The organism is Rhodanobacter sp. MP7CTX1 (assembly GCF_014205795.1).
GTDB lineage: Bacteria > Pseudomonadota > Gammaproteobacteria > Xanthomonadales > Rhodanobacteraceae > Rhodanobacter.
The window spans coordinates 21,545-44,706 of sequence record NZ_JACHCN010000004.1 but is presented as its reverse complement, the minus strand read 5'-3'; the positions used below and the strand labels follow the sequence as shown (position 1 = coordinate 44,706).

26 protein-coding genes are annotated in these 23,162 nt (G+C 64.1%); 3 read left to right on the top strand and 23 right to left on the bottom strand.

Going from position 1 to position 23,162, the window contains the following annotated elements:
- Window positions 1–43: 43 nt before the first annotated feature.
- From HDE77_RS06765 to HDE77_RS06665, 21 genes are all read right to left on the bottom strand, one after another.
- A complete protein-coding gene (locus tag HDE77_RS06765; RefSeq protein WP_184416406.1) occupies window positions 44–1,201 on the bottom strand; it encodes an isovaleryl-CoA dehydrogenase in 1,158 nt (385 codons plus the stop codon).
- A 173-nt stretch (window positions 1,202–1,374) separates the two neighbouring features.
- Entirely contained in the window at window positions 1,375–1,815 is a 441-nt protein-coding gene (locus tag HDE77_RS06760; protein ID WP_184416405.1) for an excinuclease, read from the bottom strand.
- Window positions 1,816–2,548: 733 nt separating this feature from the next.
- Window positions 2,549–3,277, bottom strand: coding sequence for a 3-oxoacyl-ACP reductase FabG (fabG, locus tag HDE77_RS06755; protein WP_184416404.1), 729 nt, complete (start codon window positions 3,275–3,277; stop codon window positions 2,549–2,551).
- Window positions 3,270–3,737, bottom strand: a complete 468-nt coding sequence (locus HDE77_RS06750) for a hotdog family protein (protein ID WP_184416403.1) — start codon at window positions 3,735–3,737, stop codon at window positions 3,270–3,272. The genes fabG and HDE77_RS06750 overlap by 8 nt, the downstream gene beginning before the upstream one ends.
- Window positions 3,734–4,924 carry a beta-ketoacyl-[acyl-carrier-protein] synthase family protein gene (locus HDE77_RS06745; RefSeq protein ID WP_184416402.1) on the bottom strand — a complete coding sequence of 397 codons (1,191 nt, stop codon included), beginning with the start codon at window positions 4,922–4,924 and terminating at the stop codon, window positions 3,734–3,736. Before HDE77_RS06745 ends, HDE77_RS06750 begins: the two co-directional genes overlap by 4 nt.
- Window positions 4,925–4,935: 11 nt before the next feature.
- A complete protein-coding gene (locus HDE77_RS06740; protein ID WP_184416401.1) occupies window positions 4,936–5,658 on the bottom strand; it encodes a class I SAM-dependent methyltransferase in 723 nt (240 codons plus the stop codon).
- 52 nt (window positions 5,659–5,710) lie between these two features.
- The gene (locus HDE77_RS06735) at window positions 5,711–6,136 is read right to left on the bottom strand and encodes an acyl-CoA thioesterase (protein WP_184416400.1); all 426 of its coding nucleotides are present in this window, start codon (window positions 6,134–6,136) and stop codon (window positions 5,711–5,713) included.
- The gene (locus HDE77_RS06730) at window positions 6,108–7,118 is read right to left on the bottom strand and encodes a glycosyl transferase (protein WP_184416399.1); all 1,011 of its coding nucleotides are present in this window, start codon (window positions 7,116–7,118) and stop codon (window positions 6,108–6,110) included. Before HDE77_RS06730 ends, HDE77_RS06735 begins: the two co-directional genes overlap by 29 nt.
- Window positions 7,111–7,737, bottom strand: a complete 627-nt coding sequence (locus HDE77_RS20705) for a hypothetical protein (protein ID WP_343206067.1) — start codon at window positions 7,735–7,737, stop codon at window positions 7,111–7,113. The genes HDE77_RS06730 and HDE77_RS20705 overlap by 8 nt, the downstream gene beginning before the upstream one ends.
- Window positions 7,734–8,282, bottom strand: coding sequence for a hypothetical protein (locus HDE77_RS06720; protein WP_184416398.1), 549 nt, complete (start codon window positions 8,280–8,282; stop codon window positions 7,734–7,736). The genes HDE77_RS20705 and HDE77_RS06720 overlap by 4 nt, the downstream gene beginning before the upstream one ends.
- The gene (locus HDE77_RS06715) at window positions 8,270–8,560 is read right to left on the bottom strand and encodes a phosphopantetheine-binding protein (RefSeq protein WP_184416661.1); all 291 of its coding nucleotides are present in this window, start codon (window positions 8,558–8,560) and stop codon (window positions 8,270–8,272) included. The genes HDE77_RS06720 and HDE77_RS06715 overlap by 13 nt, the downstream gene beginning before the upstream one ends.
- A gap of 5 nt (window positions 8,561–8,565) precedes the next feature.
- Window positions 8,566–9,357, bottom strand: coding sequence for a lysophospholipid acyltransferase family protein (locus HDE77_RS06710; protein ID WP_184416397.1), 792 nt, complete (start codon window positions 9,355–9,357; stop codon window positions 8,566–8,568).
- Entirely contained in the window at window positions 9,333–10,109 is a 777-nt protein-coding gene (locus tag HDE77_RS06705) for a beta-ketoacyl synthase chain length factor (RefSeq protein ID WP_184416396.1), read from the bottom strand. The genes HDE77_RS06710 and HDE77_RS06705 overlap by 25 nt, the downstream gene beginning before the upstream one ends.
- A complete protein-coding gene (locus HDE77_RS06700; protein WP_184416395.1) occupies window positions 10,106–11,362 on the bottom strand; it encodes a beta-ketoacyl synthase N-terminal-like domain-containing protein in 1,257 nt (418 codons plus the stop codon). The genes HDE77_RS06705 and HDE77_RS06700 overlap by 4 nt, the downstream gene beginning before the upstream one ends.
- Window positions 11,362–12,585 carry a beta-ketoacyl-ACP synthase gene (locus tag HDE77_RS06695; protein WP_184416394.1) on the bottom strand — a complete coding sequence of 408 codons (1,224 nt, stop codon included), beginning with the start codon at window positions 12,583–12,585 and terminating at the stop codon, window positions 11,362–11,364. The genes HDE77_RS06700 and HDE77_RS06695 overlap by 1 nt, the downstream gene beginning before the upstream one ends.
- 34 nt (window positions 12,586–12,619) lie before the next feature.
- Complete coding sequence (locus tag HDE77_RS06690; RefSeq protein WP_184416393.1) at window positions 12,620–14,983, bottom strand: MMPL family transporter; 2,364 nt, start codon at window positions 14,981–14,983, stop codon at window positions 12,620–12,622.
- Window positions 14,980–15,591 carry an outer membrane lipoprotein carrier protein LolA gene (locus HDE77_RS06685; RefSeq protein WP_184416392.1) on the bottom strand — a complete coding sequence of 204 codons (612 nt, stop codon included), beginning with the start codon at window positions 15,589–15,591 and terminating at the stop codon, window positions 14,980–14,982. The genes HDE77_RS06690 and HDE77_RS06685 overlap by 4 nt, the downstream gene beginning before the upstream one ends.
- Window positions 15,579–16,361 (bottom strand): glycosyltransferase family 2 protein, encoded by a 783-nt coding sequence (locus tag HDE77_RS06680; RefSeq protein WP_184416391.1) that lies wholly within the window; start codon window positions 16,359–16,361, stop codon window positions 15,579–15,581. The genes HDE77_RS06685 and HDE77_RS06680 overlap by 13 nt, the downstream gene beginning before the upstream one ends.
- Before the next feature lie 20 nt (window positions 16,362–16,381).
- Window positions 16,382–16,651 (bottom strand): acyl carrier protein, encoded by a 270-nt coding sequence (locus HDE77_RS06675; protein ID WP_221444162.1) that lies wholly within the window; start codon window positions 16,649–16,651, stop codon window positions 16,382–16,384.
- Window positions 16,652–16,990: 339 nt separating this feature from the next.
- Window positions 16,991–18,094, bottom strand: coding sequence for a Glu/Leu/Phe/Val dehydrogenase (locus HDE77_RS06670; RefSeq protein WP_184416390.1), 1,104 nt, complete (start codon window positions 18,092–18,094; stop codon window positions 16,991–16,993).
- A gap of 295 nt (window positions 18,095–18,389) precedes the next feature.
- Entirely contained in the window at window positions 18,390–18,731 is a 342-nt protein-coding gene (locus tag HDE77_RS06665; RefSeq protein WP_184416389.1) for a YXWGXW repeat-containing protein, read from the bottom strand.
- Window positions 18,732–19,077: 346 nt separating this feature from the next.
- On the opposite strand from HDE77_RS06665, the gene HDE77_RS06660 reads away from it, so the two are divergent.
- Window positions 19,078–19,692: a YSC84-related protein gene (locus HDE77_RS06660; protein WP_221444161.1), complete on the top strand. Its 615-nt coding sequence runs from the start codon at window positions 19,078–19,080 to the stop codon at window positions 19,690–19,692.
- A 636-nt stretch (window positions 19,693–20,328) separates the two neighbouring features.
- On the opposite strand, the gene HDE77_RS06655 is transcribed toward HDE77_RS06660, so the two are convergent.
- Window positions 20,329–20,694 carry a YXWGXW repeat-containing protein gene (locus tag HDE77_RS06655; RefSeq protein WP_184416388.1) on the bottom strand — a complete coding sequence of 122 codons (366 nt, stop codon included), beginning with the start codon at window positions 20,692–20,694 and terminating at the stop codon, window positions 20,329–20,331.
- Between the two features lie 172 nt (window positions 20,695–20,866).
- Window positions 20,867–21,196, bottom strand: coding sequence for a YXWGXW repeat-containing protein (locus tag HDE77_RS06650; RefSeq protein ID WP_184416387.1), 330 nt, complete (start codon window positions 21,194–21,196; stop codon window positions 20,867–20,869).
- A 242-nt stretch (window positions 21,197–21,438) separates the two neighbouring features.
- On the opposite strand from HDE77_RS06650, the gene HDE77_RS06645 reads away from it, so the two are divergent.
- Window positions 21,439–22,041: a TetR/AcrR family transcriptional regulator gene (locus HDE77_RS06645; protein ID WP_184416386.1), complete on the top strand. Its 603-nt coding sequence runs from the start codon at window positions 21,439–21,441 to the stop codon at window positions 22,039–22,041.
- A gap of 10 nt (window positions 22,042–22,051) precedes the next feature.
- Window positions 22,052–22,999, top strand: coding sequence for an alpha/beta fold hydrolase (locus HDE77_RS06640; RefSeq protein ID WP_184416385.1), 948 nt, complete (start codon window positions 22,052–22,054; stop codon window positions 22,997–22,999).
- The last annotated feature ends 163 nt before the right edge of the window (window positions 23,000–23,162 follow it).

Genomic DNA, 23,162 nt, shown 5'->3' with positions numbered 1-23,162 from the left:
GACTCGATCCGGGGCGGAACGGCGTTGACGCACCGACACGGGATCAAGCTTTGCCGTGGAACAACTCGCGGCCAATCAGCATGCGGCGGATTTCGTTGGTGCCGGCGCCGATTTCGTAAAGCTTCGCATCGCGCAGCAGGCGGCCGGCCGGAAACTCGTTGATGTAGCCGTTGCCACCGAGTGCCTGGATCGCTTCCAGTGCCACCTTCACTGCGTTCACCGAGGCATTCAGCAGGCACGCGGCCGGGTCGATGCGCGACTTCACGTTGTTGTCGAATTGCTGCGCCACCATGTAGGCGAAGCCGCGCGAGCTCTGCAGTGCGGTGTACATGTCGGCGATCTTCGCCTGCATCACGCCGAACGTGCCGATCGGTGCGTTGAATTGTTTGCGCTCGCGCACGTAGGGCAGGGCGAGATCGAGTGCTGCCTGCATCAGGCCGAGCGGCCCGCCGGACAGCACCAGCCGCTCGGTGTCGAGCCCGCTCATCAGTACGCGCACGCCTTCGTTGACTTCGCCCACGATGTTCTCGGCCGGGATCTCGCAATCCGTGAACACCAGTTCGCAGGTATTCGAGCCGCGCATGCCGAGCTTGTCGAGTTTCTGCGCGGTGGTGAAACCCTTCATGCCTTTCTCGACGATGAAGGCAGTCATGCAGCGGCTGCCGGCCACGCGCGGCGCGGTGCGCATATAGACCAGCAGCACGTCGGCATCGGGACCGTTGGTGATCCACATCTTGCTGCCGTTGGCGACCCAGACGTCGCCCTTCTTTTCGGCCTTGCAGCTCATCGATCCGACCACGTCGGAGCCGGCGCCCGGCTCGCTCATCGCCAGCGCGCCGACGTATTCGCCCGAGCACATCTTCGGGATGTATTTGCGTCGCTGCGCCTCGTTGCCGTTGTGGAAGATATTTTGCAGTGCGAGGTTGGAATGTGCGCCGTAGGACAGGCCGACCGAGCCGGAGGCGCGCGAGATTTCCTCCATCGCCACCATGTGCGCGAGGAAGCCCATGCCGGTGCCGCCGTACTCCGTGGGGACCGTCATGCCGAGCAATCCCATCTCACCAAACTTGAGCCACAGATCGGCCGGAAACAGGTTCTCCCGGTCGATCAGGTCGGCGCGCGGCGCGATCTCCTTCTCCGCAAACGCGTGCACGGTCTCGCGCAACAGGTCGATATCTTCTCCAAGCGGAAACGGGCGCATCACGAACTCCTGTAGTGGGACTCTGCCCCGCTGAAAGGGGTCTAGCCCCCGGGGAAAGGGGTCTCACCCCAGTGAACGGGGTTTGGGGCATCAATCGTAGCGCAGATGCGAAGTTCGCTTCGACGTGGTGCATTGGCACGGCTGTGGGACGAGCCGTGCCAGCCCCTGTGAACTCAAGGCTGCAGCTTGGCCAGCTTGGCTTTCAGCACCACACCGGACATCAGGAAGCCGACATGACATTCGTACTTCTCGTTGTCCCGGTACTCGTTGTCATAGTCGCTGACGATGTCGACGACGGCATCGGCGCCCGCCTCCTTCGCGTCATCCTGCAGGCTGATCAACGCAGATTGCAGCGCCCAGTCGCAGGAAACCTGATCCTGCTTGCCGAACGCGTTGGTCTTCTTCTCGATGGTGATGGTTTTGAGCACAGTGGCCTGGCCGGCCGGCTTGATATCGGCCAGATAGAACTTGACGCTGCCATCCAGCTTGCCGCTCTGGGTGGCGGCGACCACGGCATTGTTGAAGGCGAAGTGCACTATCTTGTCGGTGGCGAGGCTGATACCCGGCATGCTGGCGAGTAGCAGGATGGCCAGACCGGAAAGTTTCTTTTTCATGCAGTCGATCTCCGTGGGTTGTATGGGACCAGCACAGACATCCTCCGTTCGCCCTGAGAGTAGCGGCGTGGAAGGGCACCTCTCCTCTCCTCTCCTCTCCTCTCCTCTCCCTATCCGTTCGCTCCCTCTTCCTCTACCTTACCGTTCGCCCTGAGCGTAGCGCAGCGAAGTCGAAGGGGCACTCGAGGCGCACCCTTCGACTTCGGCCCTGCGGGCCTACGCTCAGGGCAAACGGTGAGGGTGAACATCATGGCGCTCTCAACTCCCTCTCGCTTACTCCGCTCCACTCCCTCTCAGTTATTCCTCCTGCTCCCTCTCCGCTTGGCCCTCTCCCTATCCCTCTCCCACTCCGTTCGCCCTGAGCGTAGCGCAGCGAAGTCGAAGGGCACTCGAGGCGCACCCTTCGACTTCGGCCCTGCGGGCCTACGCTCAGGGCGAACGGTGGGGGTGAACATCATGGCGCTCTCAACTCCCTCTCGCTTACTCCGCTCCACTCCCTCTCAATTATTCCTCCTGCTCCCTCTCCGTTTGGCCCTCTCCCTCTCCCTCTCCCTCTCCCTTACCGTTCGCCCTGAGCGTAGCGCAGCGAAGTCGAAGGGGCACTCGAGGCGCACCCTTCGACTTCGGCCCTGCGGGCCTACGCTCAGGGCGAACGGAGAGGGGGTGGGGCGGGGGCTGAGAGGGGGGGCGGAGCGACCGGGAGAGCGAGTGGAGAGCGCAGAGGGCAACGCATTCAGCATAGCCCGCCATTCACCGCCAGCACCTGTCGCGTGATGTAGCTGGCATCCGCGCCAAGCAGAAACTCAACGGCGGCGGCAACCTCGTCGGGCGTGCCCGCGCGCTCCGCAGGTATCATCTTCAGAATTTCCGCGACCGGCACATCGGCATCGAGCATGTCGGTATCGATCAGCCCCGGTGCCACGCAATTGACCGTAATCCTGCGTTTGGCCAGCTCGGTCGCCAGTGCCTTGGCGGCACCAATCACGCCGGCCTTCGACGCGCTGTAGTTGACCTGGCCGCGATTGCCGATCATCCCCGAGACCGAGGTGATGCAGACGATGCGGCCCGGCGCGCGACGACGGATCATCGGCATGATCAAAGGATGCAGCACGTTGTAGAAGCCATCCAGATTGGTACGCAGCACGTTGTCCCAGTCCTCACCGGTGAGCGCCGGAAATGCCCCGTCGCGGGTGAGCCCCGCATTGCACACCACACCGTAGTACGCGCCGTGGGCGGCCACGTCGGCTTCCAGTGCAGCAGCGCAACTGGCACGGTCGGCGATGTCGAACTGCAGGATGCGCGCGCTGCGGCCCAGTGCCTGCACGGCCGTGCTCACGGCTTCGGCTTCATCGCGGCGTGCACGACAGTGCAGCACCAGGTCGTAACCGGCCCGCGCCAGTCGCAGCGCGATGGCGCGACCAATCCCGCGGCTGGATCCAGTGACCAGGATCGTCTCAGACATCGGTGTGGCCCTGTGTGGATGTAGTGGGAAAAGTATCAGCATTCAGCGGGCTGAACACCGTGAGGCGCGCTTCGGCATGCATCCCCGGCGCATCGATACGGCAGGCGAAGACAGCCATGCCATGCTCGTCGTGGAAGTTGCGTACCGCTTCGATGAGCAGCTCGCTACCAGCCGGAAAGGCTTCCACATCGCACCGGTAGTGGCGCGTACCCAGCAGGAAACCCAGGCGCACCGGCCGCTGCTCCCGCTTCGCCTGGCAGCCCGCCCACGCGGCGATGCTTTGTGCCATCAGTTCGACGCCGACCCAGGCCGGGAGACTGCCGTCGACGGCGTTGAACAACCCACCTGCGCTTACGCGGCGGCGGCATACAATGCGCTCAGCTTCAGCCTCGAGCACCGCATCGAGCAGGATCATTTCGCCGGCGTGTGGCAGCAGTTCCTCGATGGGCCAATGACTCACACCGGGTCTCCCAGAATCAGACAGGCGTTGTTGCCGCCGAACGCGAACGAGCTGCTCATCAGACGCCGTGGGCCTCCGGCTGGCAAGTGATCGCCGACACGGGTGAACGGCAACGGCGGCAGTTCCGGGTCGGCGGCACCATCCCACACCTGCGGTGGAAGCCGGCGCATGCTGCGGTCGTCGGTAAGACTCAGCCAGCAGAATGCCGCTTCCAGTGCGCCCGCTGCGGCCAGTGTGTGGCCGGTCAGCGACTTGGTCGATGAGCAGGGCGTGCCGTGTGGGAAGACAGCGGCGACGGCGCGGCTTTCCATGCGGTCGTTGTGTTCGGTCGCGGTGCCATGGAGGTTGAGATAGTCGATCTGGGTGGCGTCCAGCCCCGCCTGGGTCAATGCAGCCTGCATGGCCTGTTGTGCACCCAGCCCTGCAGGGTCGGGCGACGACATGTGGTACGCATCCGAGCTGGCGCCACTACCCAGCAACTGCACCGGGCCAACCTCACGGGTCATCAGGAACAGCACGGCCGCCTCGCCGATATTGATGCCGCGGCGGTGCTGGGAGAACGGTTCGCAACGTGCGTCGTCCATCGCCTCCAGTGCATGGAAACCGTGGATCGGCAGGCGAGCCAGCGTATCCACGCCGCCGCACAGCACCGCGTCGCAAACACCAAGTTGCAGCATGCGTCTGGCGCTTATCAAGGCGCGTGCGCTGGAAGTGCAAGCGGTGGAGATGGCGTAGCAGGGGCCGGCAAGATCCAGCCATTCGGCGAGGAATTCAGCCGGCGCGCCCAGCTCCTGGTGTGCGTAGCGGTAGTCAGCGGGCCACGAGCCTTCGCGCTGGTAGTGGCCGATGCCATGCGTGGCTTCCTCGATGCCGGTAGTGCTGGTGCCGAGCACGACGCCGATGCGCTCGCGGCCGTAACGGAGGATGGCCGTCTGGATGTCTGTTTCGATTTCCTGGGCGGCAGCCAGCAGCAGGCGGTTGTTGCGGTTGTCGCGCGTTGCGGTCAGCGCGGGCGGAGTCGGCGGCAATGGAGTGCGCACGCTGCCCAGCGGTAGCGTGCGTTCGGGTGCCCAGCCGGATTCGGGCTGCAAGCCGGCATCGTCACCGGCGAACAACGCCTCGGCGACAGCATGCTTGCCGGCCCCGAGTGCGCAGATCACGCCGAGCGCGTTGAGGTGGAAGCTCATGGAATCCGCGCTCACGCGATACCGGGCGGCTTGCGTGCGGCTACGTTGACCAGCGTCTCTTCGCGCTGGCCAGGCGGTGGTGGCCGGCGCAGGCCCCATCGTTCGAGCAGACCAAAGTCGCTTGAACGACTCCACCACAGATACGGCAGCGACACGTTGCGAGCATCGAATGCAAAACCCTGCGTTCGCAGCATGTCCAGATAGCCCTCGGCGCTTTTCTGTACGTGCATCGGATGGCGAAAGAACCAGCGGATCACCCAGCTGTCGATGTACGCCTTGGTCGATTCGGCAAACAGCAGCAGGCCACCCGGTTTCAGTACACGCCAGAACTCGGCCAGCGCGGATTCCTGTTCCACCAGGTGATGGAAAGTCTGGTGGCAGAACACGATGTCCACGCTGGCATCGGGCAACCTGATTTGCGCACAGTCGCTGGCGATCAGCTCCGCGGCAATGTCTTCGCGTGCCGCCTCGGCACGTGACAGCTCCAGGCTGTGCGGGTCGGCGTCCAGACCGATCAACCGGTCCGGTCGAAACGCTTCATTCAACAAGCGAAACGATTTGCCCTGGCCACAACCCACATCGAGCAGTACGCCACCCTGCGGTGCCGGTTCACCCGCCAGTCGCCTGAGATCGTTGATCGCCACGCGCAGCACATGGTGCTGCCAGGTGTGGCTGCGCAGGAAATGGAAACCGATCCTGGTTTCCTCGACGTAGGTAGGGCTGGCGTAATTCATGCGACACCGGTCGGGTGGATGTTGCAGGGCGGTGGAATGAGGGGGCTGCCATTCATTGCAGATGGTGCTCAACGGCGTTGACGAAGACCGTTGGCGAGACCATCTGCATGGCGCCGTCGGCGATATTGACCGCCACTTGTACGGAGCTGGCGCGGGTCATCCGTTCACCACTCTCGGCGTCACTGACCAGGTAATGGATCTTCAGCCGATTCTTCCATTCCGCCAGATCGGCACGTACCCGCAGGCGCTGCCCGAAACGGGCAGCACGAACGTAGCGCAACTGCAGGTCGATCACCGGCCACACGTAGCCGGCAGCCTTCATCTGCGCGTAGTTGTGACCGAGCCGGTCCAGCAAGGCGCAGCGGGCGATCTCAAGATATTTCACGTAGTGACCGTGCCAGACCACGTCCATCGAATCGATGTCGAAGAACGGCACGACCACTTCGGTATCAACGTGCAGCGCGCCGCGGGTGCGCATCGGATTCTCCTGAGGTTGGGTGGGCTGGCGACGGTGAGGTCGGCGCCTGCCAATAGGGATAGAAGTTGAACCACTGCAGCGGTGCCAGCAGACATAACTGCGCGAGCCGTTCGGCGTAGCGTTGCGCCCAGCGTGCGATCGTTGCTTCACGCTGGCCACGCTCCCAGGCGGGCGCCTCGATGAACGGTTCGAGTCGAATCTGGTAACGGCCGTCGATCTTCAGGCAGCACAGCAGGTTCACCGGGCAGCGCAACAGGCCCGCCAGCAGCCATGGGCCCTGCGGAAAGGCGGCGGGGTGGCCGAGGAAATCCACCATCACGCGGCGGCCGTCATGCAGTGGCACGCGATCGCCGGCGATCGCCAGCCACTCGCCGCGGTCGAGCCGTTGCGACAGGTCCAGCATCAGCGCCGCGTCCATTTCGCTGACCTGCAGCAGGCGCAGGCTACGGTCGCCGGCTTCGCCCTGCAGTCGATGAAAATGCGCGACATGATGGGTGTGTACGAGCACATTCAGCGGTACCTGTTCGCCCAGTTCGGCCAAGGCACGGCAGACATCCAGATTGCCCAGGTGAGTGCCGACCAGGATCTGTCCACGGCCACCGTGCTGACTGAGCAGCAGTCGTTCGCGCAGGCCAGCGGGATCGTGCAGCTGCACCTGCTCCAGTCGCAGCTTGCCGCTCCACACGTCGAGTCGGTCCAGCAGACTATCGGCGAAAGCCATGAACTGGCCGAACACGCTACGCAGTCGTGGTCGCAGTTCGGGGCGGTTGCTCCAGCGGGATAGATAGTCCTGATACTGCCGTACGTTGCGCCGCGCCTGTCGACCGAATACGAAGAAATACAGCACGATCAGATACAGCACTGGCGTCACAGGGCGACGTCCGAGACGACGCACGGCGAGCGCGGTGAGCTTCATCAGCACGAAGCTGCCGCGCTCCTTCTGGGTGGCCCAGTGCTGGGTGCGCGCGCCGCCATCAGCCATGTGCCTGCTCCACACATAGACGTCCGGATGACGCATGCGCTCCGGCCAGGTGATAAGCGAAATGCAGCTTGCCGCGTGCCGCGTCCAGGCGCAGGGTGAGTTCGACTTCGTCGCAGGGGCGCAGCAGTTGCTGGAACTTCAGCGATTCCATCTCGCGGCAGTGCATCGATGTCCCCAGTCGCGGTGCGGCCAGAGCCAGCGCCCAGCCGACCTGGAGCACACCGGGCAGTACCGGGGCTTGCGGAAAGTGTCCGTCGAAATGGATCAGGTCGGGTGGCAGTTGCAGCACGAGCGTCCAGATGCCGTCCTGCTCGTGCTCAGTCAAGGGCGCCGCGTGGTCGGGACGTGGCGATTGCAACAACGCATCCAGCGCGTGCGGTGAAAGATCGTCGGGCGCCGCGTCAAGCACTCGCCAGATTGGCGGCGACGCGACGCCATAGGCGGCGACGTGGGCCTGCACGTGATCCAGCAGTGCCTGCCGTCCGTGCTGGCGCAACGCGTCGATGCCATCGGCGTTGAGCACCAGCAGCACACCGCTGACTGTGTCGCCCGCATGCGCACCGGCCAGCCACGGATGGCCGTCCAGACATGTCGTCAGCGCATGCGGCTCGCTGCTCACGCGTACATCCTGCGCATGCGTTTGCGCAGCAACCACTCGCCAGCGAACAGCGCGCCCATGATGAAGTAGGCGATGAGGCCGTTGTACAACGTCCACCACGACATCGGCGCCCACAGCGTCAGCATGGCTGACATGCTGCCGTTGAACACGAAGAAAGCCACCCAGACCCAGGTGACCTTGCGCGTGTAGATCACGGCGCTGGGTGGGAAGTCCGGTTCGCGCAGGCGCGCGATCCGCTCGATAAACGAGGGCCCGTAGATAAGGCTCAGTCCGAACGCGATCAGCAGCAAGGCGCTGATCAGGGTGGGGTACCAGCGCAGCAGGCTGGCCTCGCCGCTCAGCGCCAGCAACGCGCAATAGGCCAGCGCAGCGCCGACCATCCAGCGGCCGCCGGGCTCACGCAGCAGCTTGGGCGCACGGATCAGCCAGATCGCGCCGAGTACCAGCGCGAACATCGGTGGCGATACTTTTTCCATGCCGAAGTACACGACAAACGGATACAGCAGGCCAGCCAGCGGAAGCAGGATGTTGGTCAGCTGGCGCATGCGGTTCGTTGTACTTCGACGTAGGCGGCCAGACTGGCGATCGTGGCGAAGTGCTGGCTCGCATGCTTCGCGTTCGACTCGATGCGGATCCCGTAGCGTTTTTGCAGGGCCAGTGCCAGCTCCAGTGCATCCACCGAGTCCAGTCCCAGCCCTTCGCCGAACAGTGGCTGATCGACCGGAATGTCGGTTGCTGCCAGATCCTCCAGATTCAGCGTGTCGATGATCAACTGAGCGATCTCTTGCTCGAGTGCGGGCTGCTCCAGCGCAGCTGGTTCCATGGTATTCACGATGCGACGAGCTCCCTGAGAAAAAGTTGGTGCAGATGTTCGTTGAGACGACGCGATGCGATCGGCATCGGTGCATCGGCGTTGAACGGTGCGGGGTCGATGTCGGCGCCCACGCGCAGGCATACCTCGAATCGACGGTCGGGAATGCGGTACCACGGCTCGGCCTTGGTCAGCGTGGAGGGCGTAACCGTGATGAACACGGGCGTGATGACGCGCGCGCCGCGCAACGCGATGGCCGCCGCGCCGCGATGGAATAACGGCGGCTGCCCCGGCGTGGTGCGTGTGCCTTCGGGAAACATGACCAGGCACTGTCCCTCGCGCAGCACGTCGGCTGCGCTTTCCAGCATCTCCGGACTGCCGTTGTTGCTGATGTATTGCGCTGCACGCAGTGGTCCACTGGTACACGGGTTGCGCCACAACTTTGCCTTGACCACGCAGTTCGCGTCGCGGATCTGCGCGATCAAAAACACCACGTCAATCAGCGAAGGATGGTTGGCCACGACGATCTGGCCCGGTTGGCCCAGCCGCTCCACGCCTTCGACGCGAAAGTCGAGTACCCGCGTGCGGTGCATGAACATGGCATGCAGTCGGAGCGCATGGCTGATCGCCGCACGCGCACGCCGACGCCGCGTCAGCGGATCGCCTGGAATGCAAGCCAGCAGCGGAAAAACCAGCACGCGCAACAACACGCCACCCAGGCCGAACAGCACGAAGCTGGCACCGGTGGCGAACAGTCGCCACAGCCACCCGTCGCCGCGGCGACTCAGCGGGTACGTTGCCAGTTCCATCGGCGTGTCTTCCATACGTGCTCCAGTGAAGCATGTTCCAGTGCAGCATGTTCCAGTGAGGGTTCCTGCGTGTGCAACGCGCGCAGGAAATTCAGTGCATGCGGCCAAGTGCCGGGAGTGCCGTCACCGCCGTGTGGCCCGAGCTCCAGCCGCCAGCTTGTATCTGCCGGTGACTCAATGGATGGATCGATTTTCCCCAATCGCAAAGCCAGAGCATACGAGAACGGCACATCATCGATCCAGCCTGCGTAGGCCGCCGCTGGCTGTTCCTCCGCGATGACCACCACTACCGCTGGCGCGCCTTCGGCCAGCAGCATCGCGCCTTCCAGCATCGCGTGTTCAAACGTATCGGCCTCGCCGGCAATCGCCACCGACTCACCGCGCTGGCCGCGCAGGATCGACCATTGTCCGGCAATTGCGTTGTGTACCGACAGGCCGAACTTGGTCGGCGACAAAGGCTGCTCCTGCGCCACATCGGCAAGCAGGGCAAACGTGCACGGTGTCTCGCCGTGGCGCGACGCGAACACGAACGGCAACTGCTCGTCCTCACCGCACAACGGCCACGCGACTTCCATCGTGATCCGCGCCAGCCGGCTGAGCCGTCGGCGCTGCATCGCAGGCAGGAACGCGCACGTGGGTTGCTCCAGGTTGTCAGGCACGATGTGCGGCGCCTGCGCCCATGCCTGCCACGCTTGCGTGCTGTCGAGGCCCGGTGCCCAGGCGCGCCATTGCTCGATGCGAAAATCCATCATGCGCCATCCTGCACATGACGGCGAAACAGCAGCGACGCGCAACTGCCACCGAAGCCGAAGCTGTTAGACATCACGCTGTCGATGCGCTGCGCGCGGTTCGCCGCAAGCAAGGGTGCATCGGCGAATGCCGGGTCGGGTGTGCCGACGGGTGTGCCCGCGGCAAGAAAGTCGTGTTCCATCATCAGCAGTCCGGCGATGGCGTCCAGCGCGCCCGCCGCACCCGGCGCGTGCCCGCTCTGCCCCTTGATCGAGGACATTGGCGGCACCGGAACTTCGTGTTCGGCGAACACCGCAGCTATCGCCTGCCACTCTGCAAGATCACCTTGTGGGGTGGAGCAGGCGTGGGTGTTGATGTAATCGGGCAGGGCACCATCGGCCTGTTTCAGCGCTTGCCGCATCGCATGCGCGATGCCGTCGGCGCCCGGGCCAACCATGCTGGCGCCATCGGTGCAGGCGCCGTAACCCACCAGTTCGGCCAGGACACGCGCACCACGCGCAATGGCGTGCTCCAGCGACTCCAGCACCAGCACACCGGCGCCGGCGGCGAGCACGAAGCCGTCGCGGTCACGATCGTAAGGGCGTGAGGCAAGTTGCGGTTGCGGGTTGCTGGACAGCGCGCCCATCACGTCGAAAAACATCGCCGAGCTGTCGTGCAGTTCGTCGGCACCGCCGGTAATCACGATCTGCTGCTTGCCCAGCTGGATCAGCTCCATCGCATGGCCGATCGCATGCGTCGCGCTGGTGCAGGCCGAACTCACCGTATAGCTCACCCCACCGATGCCGAACGTGTGCGCCAGGCTGGCCGACAAGCTGCTGCTCATGGCGCGAGGCACGATGAAGGGTGACAGCTTGCCGATGCCCCTGGCGCGAAAACTGTCCAACGCCTGCTCGTGTTCGCTCATGGCGGCACCGCCGCCGAGTACCAGTCCGCAATCCTGCGCATGCAACGCGTCCGCCGACAGGCCGGCCTGTGCGGTTGCTTCCTTCAACGCGTGCCACGTATACAGGCCCGGGTTGGTCAGGAAGCGGCGCAGCTTTCGCGGCGGCTCGGGCAGCGCCGCAAGATCCACCGGGCCGCCCACGTGGCAATGCATGCCGAGACGGACGAAACCGTCCATCGTGCGCAGGCCGCTGCGTCCGCTGCGCAACGCATCGAGCATCGCCGCATTGTCGTTGCCAAGACAGGAGACCGAACCCATGCCGGTCACCACCACCCGTGGCAGTCCGCGCGCATCGTGCAAGTGCGACTGCATCAATCGATCGCCTTGAAAATCAGCGAGGTGTTGATGCCGCCGAACGCAAAGTTGTTGCTCATCACGCAGTTGGTATGGATGTGCCGGCCGCTGCCCATGATGTGGTCGAGTTCGGCACACTCCGGGTCGATATCAACCAGGTTGATGGTCGGCGCAAACCAGCCCTCACGCATCATGCGGATCGCCCACCATGCCTCCAGCGCGCCGCAGGCACCGAGCGTGTGGCCGACATAACTTTTCATCGAGCTGACTGGCACGCGCGAGCCGAGCACAGCCGCCGTGGCATGGCTTTCGGCGACGTCGCCACGATCGGTGGCGGTGCCATGCGCGCTGACATAGCCGATCGCCGAGGCCGGCAGCTGCGCGTCGGTCAGCGCCATCTGCATCGCCACGGCCATCGTCTCGCTGGTTGGCTGGGTGATATGACTGCCATCGGAATTGCAGCCGAAGCCGATCACCTCAGCGTAAATCGTCGCGCCGCGTGCCTTCGCATGTTCGTACTCCTCCAGCACCAGCGTTGTGGCACCTTCGCCGACCACCAGGCCATCACGGCCGCGATCGAACGGGCGTGGCGTGAGTGCGGGTTCGTCGTTGCGCGTGCTGGTGGCGAACAGTGTGTCGAACACGGCCGCGCCAGGGCCGGACAATTCCTCGGCGCCACCACACAGCATCAACTTCAGCTTGCCTTGCTGGATCGCCTCGTAGCCGTAACCGATCGCCTGGCTGCCCGACGTGCAAGCGCTGGAGGTAGGGATGATGCGGCCCTTGAGGCCGAAGAAAACGCCGATGTTCACCGCCGTGGTGTGCGCCATCATCTGGATATAGCTGGTCGCGGTAACACCTTGCATGGAGCCGGTGTCGAGCATGCGTCCAATCACGCGTACCGGTTCGATGCTGCCGCCGGACGAACCGTACGCCACACCCATGCGGCCATCGCGGATGCTCGCATCGTCGCGTAGGCCAGCATCACGCAATGCATGCTCGCTGGCAGCCACGGCAAGCTGCGCTACGCGGCCCATCGAGCGCACTTGCTTGCGCGGCCAATCGGGCAGTTGGAAGTCTTCCACCGGACAGCCGAGTCGACCGTTCAGCGCATCGAAATAATCCCATTCGGGCATGCGCCGCACCGCGTTGCGGTACTCGCGCAGGCGTGCCTGGATCTGCGTCCAGTCGTGACCGAGCGCGGTGATGCCGCCCATGCCGGTGATGACGACGCGCTTCATCGCGGCGATGTCCTTATCGAAAGAAGAATATTCATCATGTGTCGTGTTCGCGGGCAGGCATGCTCGCCGGCACCAGTAGTGCGGTGAAGCCGATACCCAGTAGCAAGGTGAGTCCGAATTCGCGCAGCGCCGGCATCGAGCTCAGTGCCAGCAAGCCGAACGAGAGCAGGGCAGTGATCGCCGACAGCAGCACGCTGGTGTAGACGGCACCCGGGCGATGCGCGACGTGCGGTTCGCCCTCATGCAGGAACAGCGCATAGTTCGCGCCCACACCCAGCACCAGCATCAGCGCCATCCAGTGGAACAATGTCAGCGGGTGCGCGAGATAGCCGAGCGCGGCCAGTGTGAGCCCGATGCCGCACAGCGGCGGCAGCAGCACGCGCGGCGCGCGGCCCCAGCCATAGCGCCAACCAAACACCGGCACGATCAACAACAGCGCCGCCAGCAGCCACACACTGGCATAGCGACGGTAAGTGCCGAACAGCGCCGAGACGCTGGCTGCCTTGTCCACCATCTGCACGCCTGGCAGTCCCGCCGCGGCCCGAGCCAGCAACGCTGCGTCATCCTGACCTTGCGGCAGCACCAGCGACGCGTAGCCTTGCGCGCTGTGCTGCAACCATAGATAGCGGAACGGAGTGGCAGCCGGCGAGGCCAGCCACGCTTGCAGATCGATCGACGTGCCGGGCCACGCGGCAAGATACGTCGCCATCGCCGGTGCCTTGAAACCAGCATCGACCAATAGCTTCTGCATGCGTTCGGGGTGCGTCATCAACGGCGCCAGCAGCGCCTGGCTCTCGTGTTGCCGCTGTAGTGAAGGCACCATGCCAGCCAGGCCGAGCCAGCTCTGCAACTGATTGTGGTCAACCATCGATTGCAGCCGCTGCTCCAGCGCTTCCTCACGTTGCAACGTCTGCTCGATGCTGTCGCCCTGCACCAGATAGAACTGGCTGTTGTTGCCGAGGCCGGTGATTTCGCGAATCTGCGCATCCTGCGCGGCGAGCGCGGTGGGCGGCGCGATCAACAGGTGGATATCGTCGTCATGACTCAACCGCCACCAGCCCGGTATCGCGATCAGCACCAGCAGTGCCAGCGCGAGCGCGCCGCGCATGCCCGAGCCGTAGTGGCGCACGCTGTTCTGCAACGCCAGTGCGTAACGCACCGGTTGCGCTGACAGCGGTTTCGCGGGCCGCTGCAACAAGGCCGGCAGCAGCCAGAACACGCTGAGGCAGGCAGCCAGCATGCCGCTCATTGCGAATACGGCCATCTGGCGCAAGGCGGGAAACGGTACCAGGCCGAGCAACGCATAACCCAACAGCGACGTTCCCAAGGCCAGCAGTAGCGCCGGACGTACCTGACGCAGACCATTCGCTGCCTGCCAGCGCTCACCGGCGTTCGCACGCGCGCTCAGGTACTGGATTGAATAGTCCACCGCCTCACCGAGCAGGGCGGCGCCGAAGACGAGCGTGAGCAGATAGATCTGGCCGAACACCAGCAGCGTGACCGTGGTCGCGGCGACGACGCCCACGGCGGTCGACAGGAACGCAAGCAACAGCGGCCCCGGCGAGCGGAACACGCCCAGCAACAGCAGCGCGATGCCCAGCGAAGAAATCCAGCCGACCATGTGCACATCGTGCTCGGCGCCAGCGCGTGCCGCGGCCGCATAGAACACTGCACCGGTGCGCAGCAGATGCGTGCCCGGGTAATCACGTTCAACCGCCTGCTCGGCGCGACCCAGCGCAGCGAGTGCCTGACGCTGCACGGTGTCGTCATACGACGAACCACGCAAGGTAGCGGTAACCATCACGTAGCTGCGGTCGTCGCGATGCGCAGTAAGCAGGTTATCCTCGGGCAGCAGTGGCGAGCGCGTCCACGGCTGCTGATCCTGCCAGTGCTGCAGCCAGCCGAACGGGTCGTCCTGCAGCGGTACGCCCACACTGGTGAGGAACGGTTCGTTGAGATGTCGCGCCAGCGCCTGCGCCGGGTCGTAGTCAGCGCGTGACAGTGCCTCGCGATCGGCGTCGGACAACAGCACGAAGCGATGCGCAAGATAGGGCGCGACGAACTGATGCAGATCGAACGGTGGCAGCTCGGCCAGCACCGATTCAAAGACATGATCCTTGGACAGGGCAGCGCCCAACGCGCGCGCCGCCGCCTTGGCGCGATCGTCATCGGTGTTTTCCACCAGCAGTACCATGCGGTCGCCGTTCGCGTGAGCGAGTTGCTGTGCCGCGACTTCAGCCAGCGGGTTGCGTTCGGTGTTTGGCAGCATCGCCAGCAGATCGGTCTGGATCGGCAGGCCGCCGCGGCCGAACAGCAGCCACGCGCCCAGCGTGGCGATCGCCAGTGTCGCAACAGCGAACAGTCCGGCGCGTATCCATAGGGCTCGCCGGTTGTTCATGGCGCGCCGAGCGCGTGCTGTTCCAGTGCGCTGAGCGTTCCGGCAGCGCGTGCGCCGGTGAAACGGATGCGCGTGCTGGTGCCGTCCTGCATGTCGATGCGGATGCCTTCGAGAAACGCATCGCCGTCCAGGTCGATGCTGCCCAGCACGCGCGCCATGCGCTCCTGTTTCGGCGTGAAATGCAACGTCCATTGCGCCGGCGTGCCGCTTGCCTGCAGATCGAACTGGCGCAGCACTTCATCCGGCTGTCCCGACAGCATCGACTGCAGCATCTGCGAAATCTGGCTGACCCCACGGTCATTGCGCATCGGCTGCAACTGTCCCTGCGCATCGACGCGCGCACTATGGCTGCCAGTGAGCGCCAGGGTTTCCTGGTAAGGCACCTGCACTTGCCACAACATGCCGTGGCCGAGCACAAACAACAGCTGTCCGGAACTGACCTGTGGCTGCGACAGCGCCGGATTTGAGCGGGTCTGGCTGAACTCGGCGCGCACGGCGGCGTGCTTGCCGAGTTCGGTGAGCACGCTCTTCAGCAGGGCAGGATCGGCGGTTGCGGCATGGGCCGCGAAGCCGACACAGCACAGCAGGAGTGTGATCAGGCGACGCATGCGCGTTCTCTCCGCAGACGTCGCCACAACAATCGTGGTGCACGCGGCAGCATGCCGAGCAACAGCCGCGTATGCATGGCCGAGATGCGCAGGTTGTCGTGCAGCATGCGGAAATGCGACAGCCCATTTTCGGGATAGATCACCCGGGTAGCCAGGTTGCGCATCGGCACGCCGCGCCAGGCCAGCCGCACGGCCATCTCGGTGTCGAAATCCATGCGCGCCGGCAACGGCGCACGAGCTATTTCCGCACACGTGGCAACCAGCGGATACAAGCGATAGCCGCACATCGAGTCGCTGATTTCGAACGACAGCGTTTCCATCCATACGAAGAAGTGGGTGACATAGCGACCGTAGAGTCGTGCGCGCGGCACGCTGTCGTCGTACACCGCGCGGCCGCAAATCAGAGCCTGCGGATGAGCGCGTGCCTCGGCGAGAAAGTGTGGAACGTCGGTCGTGTCGTGCTGGCCGTCGGCATCGATCTGCAGCGCGTGCGTGTAGCCGGCTTCATGCGCGGCGAGCAAGCCGGTGGTGAGCGCGCGGCCCTTGCCCTGGTTGTGCGGAAGGCGCAGAAGGTGAACACCGGATATTTCGCGAACGAGCGTATCCAGCACGTCGCGTGTAGCGGCATCGCTGCCGTCGTCCACGATCATCACCGGCAGCTCATACGCGCGCAGTGCCTGCACGGTGCGCGCGATGGTGTCCTTGTGGTTGTAGATCGGAATCAGCGCGCAAGGCGCGAAGACTCCTGCAACGGTTGCGCCTGCGTGCATGAAGACGGCGCCTGTCGGTGTCAGCGATCGAGCAGCGAGTGCACCGTGGCGATCAGGTCGCCCACCGTACGCACATTCTTGAAATCCTCAGGCTTGATGCGCATCCCGGTCATGTCCTGTACCTGGATCGCCAGGTCCACCGCATCGATGCTGTCCAGCTCCAGGTCGGTGAACAGATGGGCTGCCGGCGTGACGCGTGTCGGCTCGATCTCGAAGGTGTCATGCAACACCTTCCTGAGCCTGCTCAGGACGTCTTCATCGCTAATCCCTGCTGCCATCATCGTGCTCATAACTATTTGCCTGCTCTTGCCTTGATCGATTCCGTGTGCGCCGATGGCCAGCCGGAATGCTTTTCGTCGGGCGCAGTCAAGCGCCTGGGACGACGGCATCCCGATCCTGGTACCGGCTTTGTGATAATCGGCCTTGACCGATTTGCCCGCGAAGCGGGCCCCCTGAAACAAGCTTTGCCTTTGTAGGCAAAGCCTTACATATCGTCACAATGGCCGCATAGTAACAGAATCGTGTGCCGCATACTCCGGCCGCCCGCTGTGCAGTGGCATGGCCGGAGCAGCGCGCCGACACAAAAAAGCCGCCGGCGGACCGGCGGCTCTGATGCAGGTACCCGACGCTTACTGACCGCGCATGCGGCCCTGGAAGCGGGTGCTGTTATTGCCCATGTGCGGCAGCTTGATCTTGCCGATCGCGTTGATGCGCTCCTCGGCCAGACGGTCGGCCGCCAGGTAGGTCGGCACGTTCTGCGTCTTGGAGATCTCGAAAATGCGGCCCAGGTTGTAATAGATCGTGCGCATCATGCGCATCGCGCGCTCGCGGTTGTAGCCGTCGATTTCCAGCGACACGTTCATCACGCCACCGGCGTTGACCGCGTAGTCCGGCGCGTACAGCACGCCGCGACGGGCCAGCTCGTCGCCGATCTCGTCGGTAGCCAGCTGGTTGTTCGCGGCGCCGCAGATGATCTTCGCCTTGATGCGGTCGATCGTCTGCGCGTTGACGGTGCCGCCCAGCGCGCACGGCGAATACACGTCGGCGTCGACGTCGTAGATCTCGTCCAGGCCCACGGCTTCGCAACCCAGCTCGTCGACGCAGCGCTGCACCGCATCCTTGTTGATGTCGGTGACGAACACTTTCGCGCCCTGCTCGCGCAGCAGCTTGATGAACTCGCTGCCAACGTGGCCGCAACCCTGCACGGCGTAGCTGTACTTGCCCACGTCTTCGTTGCCGTGCTTGAACTGCAGCGCGGCCATCAGGCCCTGCAGCGTGCCATACGCGGTGAACGGCGACGGATCGCCCGAGCCGCCGTGCACCTGGTGCACGCCGGTCACGTATTCGGTTTCACGGAACACGTATTCCATGTCGTTGACGTCGATGCCGACGTCCTCGGCGGTGATGTAGCGGCCGTTCAACGAGTTGACGAAGCGACCGAACGCGCGGAACAGCGCCTCGGACTTGTCCTTGCTCGGATCGCCGATGATCACCGCCTTGCCGCCGCCCAGGTTCAGGCCGGCCACGGCGTTCTTGAAGGTCATGCCGCGCGACAGGCGCAGCACGTCGTTGACGGCCTCCTGCTCGGTCTTGTACGGCCACATGCGCAGACCGCCGAGCGCAGGGCCCAGCACCGTATTGTGGATCGCGATGATGGCCTTCAGGCCGGCGTCCTTGTTGTGGCAAAAGACGACTTCTTCGTGACCGGTTTTGGCGATGGTTTCAAAGATCATTGGAACGGTTGACTCCATGATTCGAGCTGCCTGACGGCATCTCCAGAGGGTGGCGGGGGAGGTAAGCAACAGCCCCCGTCGGAGGGGAAGGAAAGCTAAGGAAACTTGTCGCCTCGATCGGAGCAGGGGCGGAGAATCAAAGGGACAAGTTTAATACGTCGCCCCGTGCGATTGTGACGCGGCGCAACAAATCGCAGGCGTATGGAGCCGCCAGCCGCTCTGCTCCCTCCCCTGCCTGCAGGGGAGGGTTGGGGTGTGGTGGCTCTTGAAAGCTACCGCTCCAAAACCCCAGAACTCAGATGCTGAGCCACCTTCCGGGGCGGAAGTGCCAGCCATCCCGATGCTGTTCCCAGCTCGCATCAACGTATCGATAGCCGGGCTTTTCCGGAATCCACTGGCCGGGAACCGGCACATAGTCGTGCCCGTCCCAGCGCGAGTAGCTGTGCGCCCACACATAGCCGTAGCGTGGCTTGACCGTCTCGACGACAAACGGCGGCGGTGGCCGAGGTGCCACCACGTCGTTCGCGTAATAGGACGCGAGCAGCGGCTGGTGTACCGCGCCTGGCTCTGAGCAGCCACTGCCCAGGGCGGCGACTGCAGCGGCTAGCGAGACGATGGCAACGAGGCGAATGGACATGGTCGCGGCTTTCCTGTCGAGAGTTGGGAAGGTGCTGCGACGTTATACCGCCCGCTGGGCATTTGCCCAACTGTCGAGGTAGACCACTGGTTCGTACCTCTTGCGAGCAGACGCGTCTGACGGCTTCGGGTAGTTCTACTGGACAGGCTTCAGTGCATTTACACATGCGACGTTTATCGAAGCTGTAGAGAGTGGCGCGGTCGACTGGAGATCGTGACGCAACGGGCAAAAATAATTTCACGATCACCACCGATACGTTTCCGCTCAGATGGGCAGGCGGCGATTCAACGTTCCGACTGCGTCAGGGCCACTTCATCACTGAAGAATGTCTGTCGAGAATCCCCGATTGTCGACCGCAGCAGGCTGCGCCTGTCATCCACTTTCATTAGAGATCACTATGCAAAATCTTAGTCGTTGGTCGATCAGCCTGCTGGCTCTCGCGCTGATCTTCCCGATGGTCAGTCGGGCATCGAACGCGACCGACCGTGCCGATGTGCTTCAACAATCGCAGCAGACACTGGCCCATCTATACGCCGCAGAACCGCACACTCGCGCTGCTGTAGAGGGGGCGGCGGGCTATGCCACCTTCCGCAATTTTGGCTTGAAGATCCTGGTCGCCGGTGGCGGCAAGGGCTCCGGCCTGGCTGTCGACAACGCCAGTAAAAAGGAGACCTTCATGAAAATGCTGGAGGTCCAGGCTGGCCTGGGCTTCGGCATCAAGCAATTCGAAGTGGTCTTCGTGTTCGAAACGCGCGCCGCCATGGAGCAGTTCGTGAATCAAGGATGGGAGTTTGGCGGGCAGGCCACGCTGGCCGCGAAGGATGGCCACGTCGGGCGTGCCATGCAGGGCGCCGTTTCCGTCTCACCCGGCATATGGATGTACCAGATCACCGAGAACGGCCTGGCCGCCGAGATCACCGCCAAAGGCACGCGCTACTACAAAGACGACAACCTCAACTAGCGCCAATGCAACGAAGGTGAGCGCGGCCACGTAGGTTGGGGTGAGCGCAGCGATGCCCAACATGCACTCCAGCACCCAGAAAAACGTTGGGCATCGCTACGCTCCCCCCAACCTACGCTCCGCAGGCGCAACCGCGGGCTCTTGTGGGAGCGACTTCAGTCGCGATAGCTCTGAACGGCTACGAGCATCGCGACTGAAGTCGCTCCCACAAGAGCATTCGCGCACAAGGTGCACTCCTACAAAATCTCGCGCTCGCGCGAATCAACGAATCCCTTCCAGATCCAGTTGCAGAACCCAGAACAAAAAAACGCCCCGCATGCGGGGCGTTCTCCATCGCTACGCTCACCCCAACCTGCGTTCCCCATGCGCAACCGCGGGCTCTTGTGGGAGCGACTTCAGTCGCGATAGCTCTGAACGGCTACGAGCATCGCGACTGAAGTCGCTCCCACAGGAGCATTCACGCACGAGGTGCGCTCCTACAAAATCTCGCGCTCGCGCGAATCAACGAATCCCTTCCAGATCCAGTTGCAGAACCCAAAACAAAAAAACGCCCCGCATGCGGGGCGTCTTCCATCAGGCCAGGATCAAATCAAATCAGGCCAGATCAAATCAGGCCAGGATCAAATCAAACCAGCCTCAACCGACCCATACACCAGCACGCCAGTGCCAACCATCGCGGCCCTGTTCCCAGTGCGGGTGCACGTAGTGATAACCCGGGCGAGCCGGTTCCCAGTGGCCGCGGGCCGCCACGTAGCGGTGGCCATCCCAGCGCCAGTACCCGTTGGCCCAGATATAGCCCGCTCGCGGCTGTACCTGTTCCACGAACATCGGCGGCGGCGGCTGCGGTGCCACTACTTCCACATATCCGGGGGCGGGGGCATAGGCAGGGGCGTAGGCAGGACCGCGCTCGACCACAGCCGGGCGTGCGGGTTCGACCACGCAGCCGGCGGCCAGTGCGGTCACGGCGACAAGGGAGGCCAAGGCAACAAGGCGAATAGTCATGGTCAGCTGCTTTCCTGTGGTGAGAGTTGAGGATGAGTCGCGGCGTTGCGTTACGTAAAATTACGTAGGTAGTGTCGTCTGACGGAAGCTTTCGCGACAGTCGTCCGCGTTTCGCAAGTTGTTGCGCGTTCAGCGGGTCCGCTACAGCGAGTCCCGCTGCACGCAGTCAACCTCAACGACCCCAGTACCCATTGCGGAAACGCCAGCCGTCACGGCCGTGCACCCAATAGGCCGGGCGATAGCTATAACCGGGGCGCGCGCGCACCCAGTAACCGCCCGCCCAGACATGGCGGCGTGCGTACCCGTCCCAGCGCCAGTAACCCGGTGCCCATACATAACCCGCGCGCGGCGGTGGTACGCGTTCGAAACGTGGCGCCGGCGGCGCCACGCCAATGCTCACGCCAACTGCAACCTGTGCCGCGGCGGGCGGTGCGTACATCGCACCAGCGCAGGCCAGGCCGAGTCCGGCAAGCAGGGCAAGCTTGAGGGGCATGCTTTTCATCGTGGGTCTCCCTTGGGCCGCACCATGCGGCTGTGGGAACAATAACGGGGGGAAGCGGGAGGTGTTGACCACCCGCCGATGGCTCGTTCAGGTTTCGGCCGGACCTCGCGGCGTCTCAGTGAGTGGCTCCACAGGGTGCCTTCAGCGCGTTAATTCCGCTTGCGCACGCGGCGCCAACGGCATTCAAAACACGTCGTTCGCGTCGCATGAAATGTACGAACGATCGTGCTATTCTGTTCAGCATGACCACCGCAACCCTCCCCAGCAAGCGCGCTTCCACCCGTGATCTGATCCTCGATCACGCCTATGAGCTGGCCCGCAACGACGGTCTGGAAGGGCTGTCGATCGGCACCCTGGCGATCGACGTAGGCATGTCCAAGAGCGGCCTGTTTGCCCATTTCGGTTCGCGTGAAGACCTGCAGCTGGCCGTGCTCGACACCGGCACCCGCCGCTTCACGGCGAAGGTGTTGCTGCCGGCGCTGAAGCGTCCACGGGGTCTTCCGCGGCTGCGCAGCATTGTGGCGAACTGGCTCGAATGGGGCCGCGAGTACCAGAGCGGCTGCGTTCTGCTCTCCGCGACCAGCGAATACGATGGACGAAATGGTGCGCTGCACGATAAGGTGGTGCAACAGCAGGCTGGCTGGCGCGGCGAACTGCAAAAGGCGATCGCACAGGCGGCAGCGGAAGGGCATCTGCGCAGCGACACCGACACCGCCCAGCTCGCGTTCGAAATCTATGCCCTGATGCTCGGCGTGCACCATGACGCCGGGTTGTTCGGGTTCGACGAGGCCGGCCAACGCGCCGCGCAGGCCTTCGAACGTCTCTGGCGCAGCTGGCAAACCTGAGGAATCGCGCATGTCCTCCAAACGCACCGCCGCGAAAACCCCCAACCCGAACGCTCATCCTGGGCTCGCCGCTCGTTTCAAGCTGGGTACCGTGCGCGCCGGCTTCGCGCTGGGCAGCCGGCTGGCACCGAAGCACACGGTGAACCGCGCCGCACGCCTGTTCGCCACGCCGTTCGCCAGCAGCCGCAGTCGGGCAGACGCGGCGCAGCCGGATAGCGACATGCAGCGCGGCCAACTCGAGGTCAACGGCGAGACCATCGCCACCTATGTGTGGGGCGACCCCGTGCTGCAGCCCTACGCGCTGCTGGTGCATGGCTGGTCCAGTTTCGGCCTGCGCTACCTGCCGTGGGTGGCCAAGCTGCGCGCGCTGGGCTACGCCGTGGTGACGTTCGATCAGCCCGGCCACGGCCACAGCACCGGCAAGTTGTGCACTCTGCCGGAATTCACCGACACCGTGCACGCCATCGGCCAGTACTACGGTGAGGCCGCGCTGGCGATCGGCCACTCGCTCGGCGGCGCTGCCGTGGTGCTCGCACAGGACCAGGACTGGCACGCGCGCAAGTTGATCCTGGTCGCGCCCGCCGCCGACATGAAAGCGGCCACCGGCCGCTTCTTCCGTTTCGTGCGCCTCGGCGAACACCTGCGCGATCCCTTCCACGCCTGGCTCCAGCGCCGCACCGGCGTCAGCGTGGACGACCTGCAAATCCACCACCACCTGCCCGCACTCGGCCAGCCCGGCCTGATCGTGCACGACCTCGATGACGACGACGTGCCATGGGGCGAAGGCGAGCGCTACGCCCAGTACTGGCCCGGCGCCCGCCTGTTCACCACCCAGGGCCTCGGCCATCGCCGCGTACTCGACGCACCCGAAGTCATCGACGCCTCGCTAGCCTTCCTCCGCGGCGAAGAAGTCGGCACCCGCGTCATCGGTAGCCTCAACCTCCCACTCTGCATGTAACCCAGCTTCCCTTCTCCCCTCGGGAGAAGGTGCCCAAAGGGCGGGTGAGGGTCCGGCCGAAGCGAGGCCGTAAGATCCCTTCTCCCTGTGGGAGAAGGTGCCCGAAGGGCGGATGAGGGTCCGGCCAGAGCGAACTGTTGAACTAGCGCAGTACTCAGCTCTC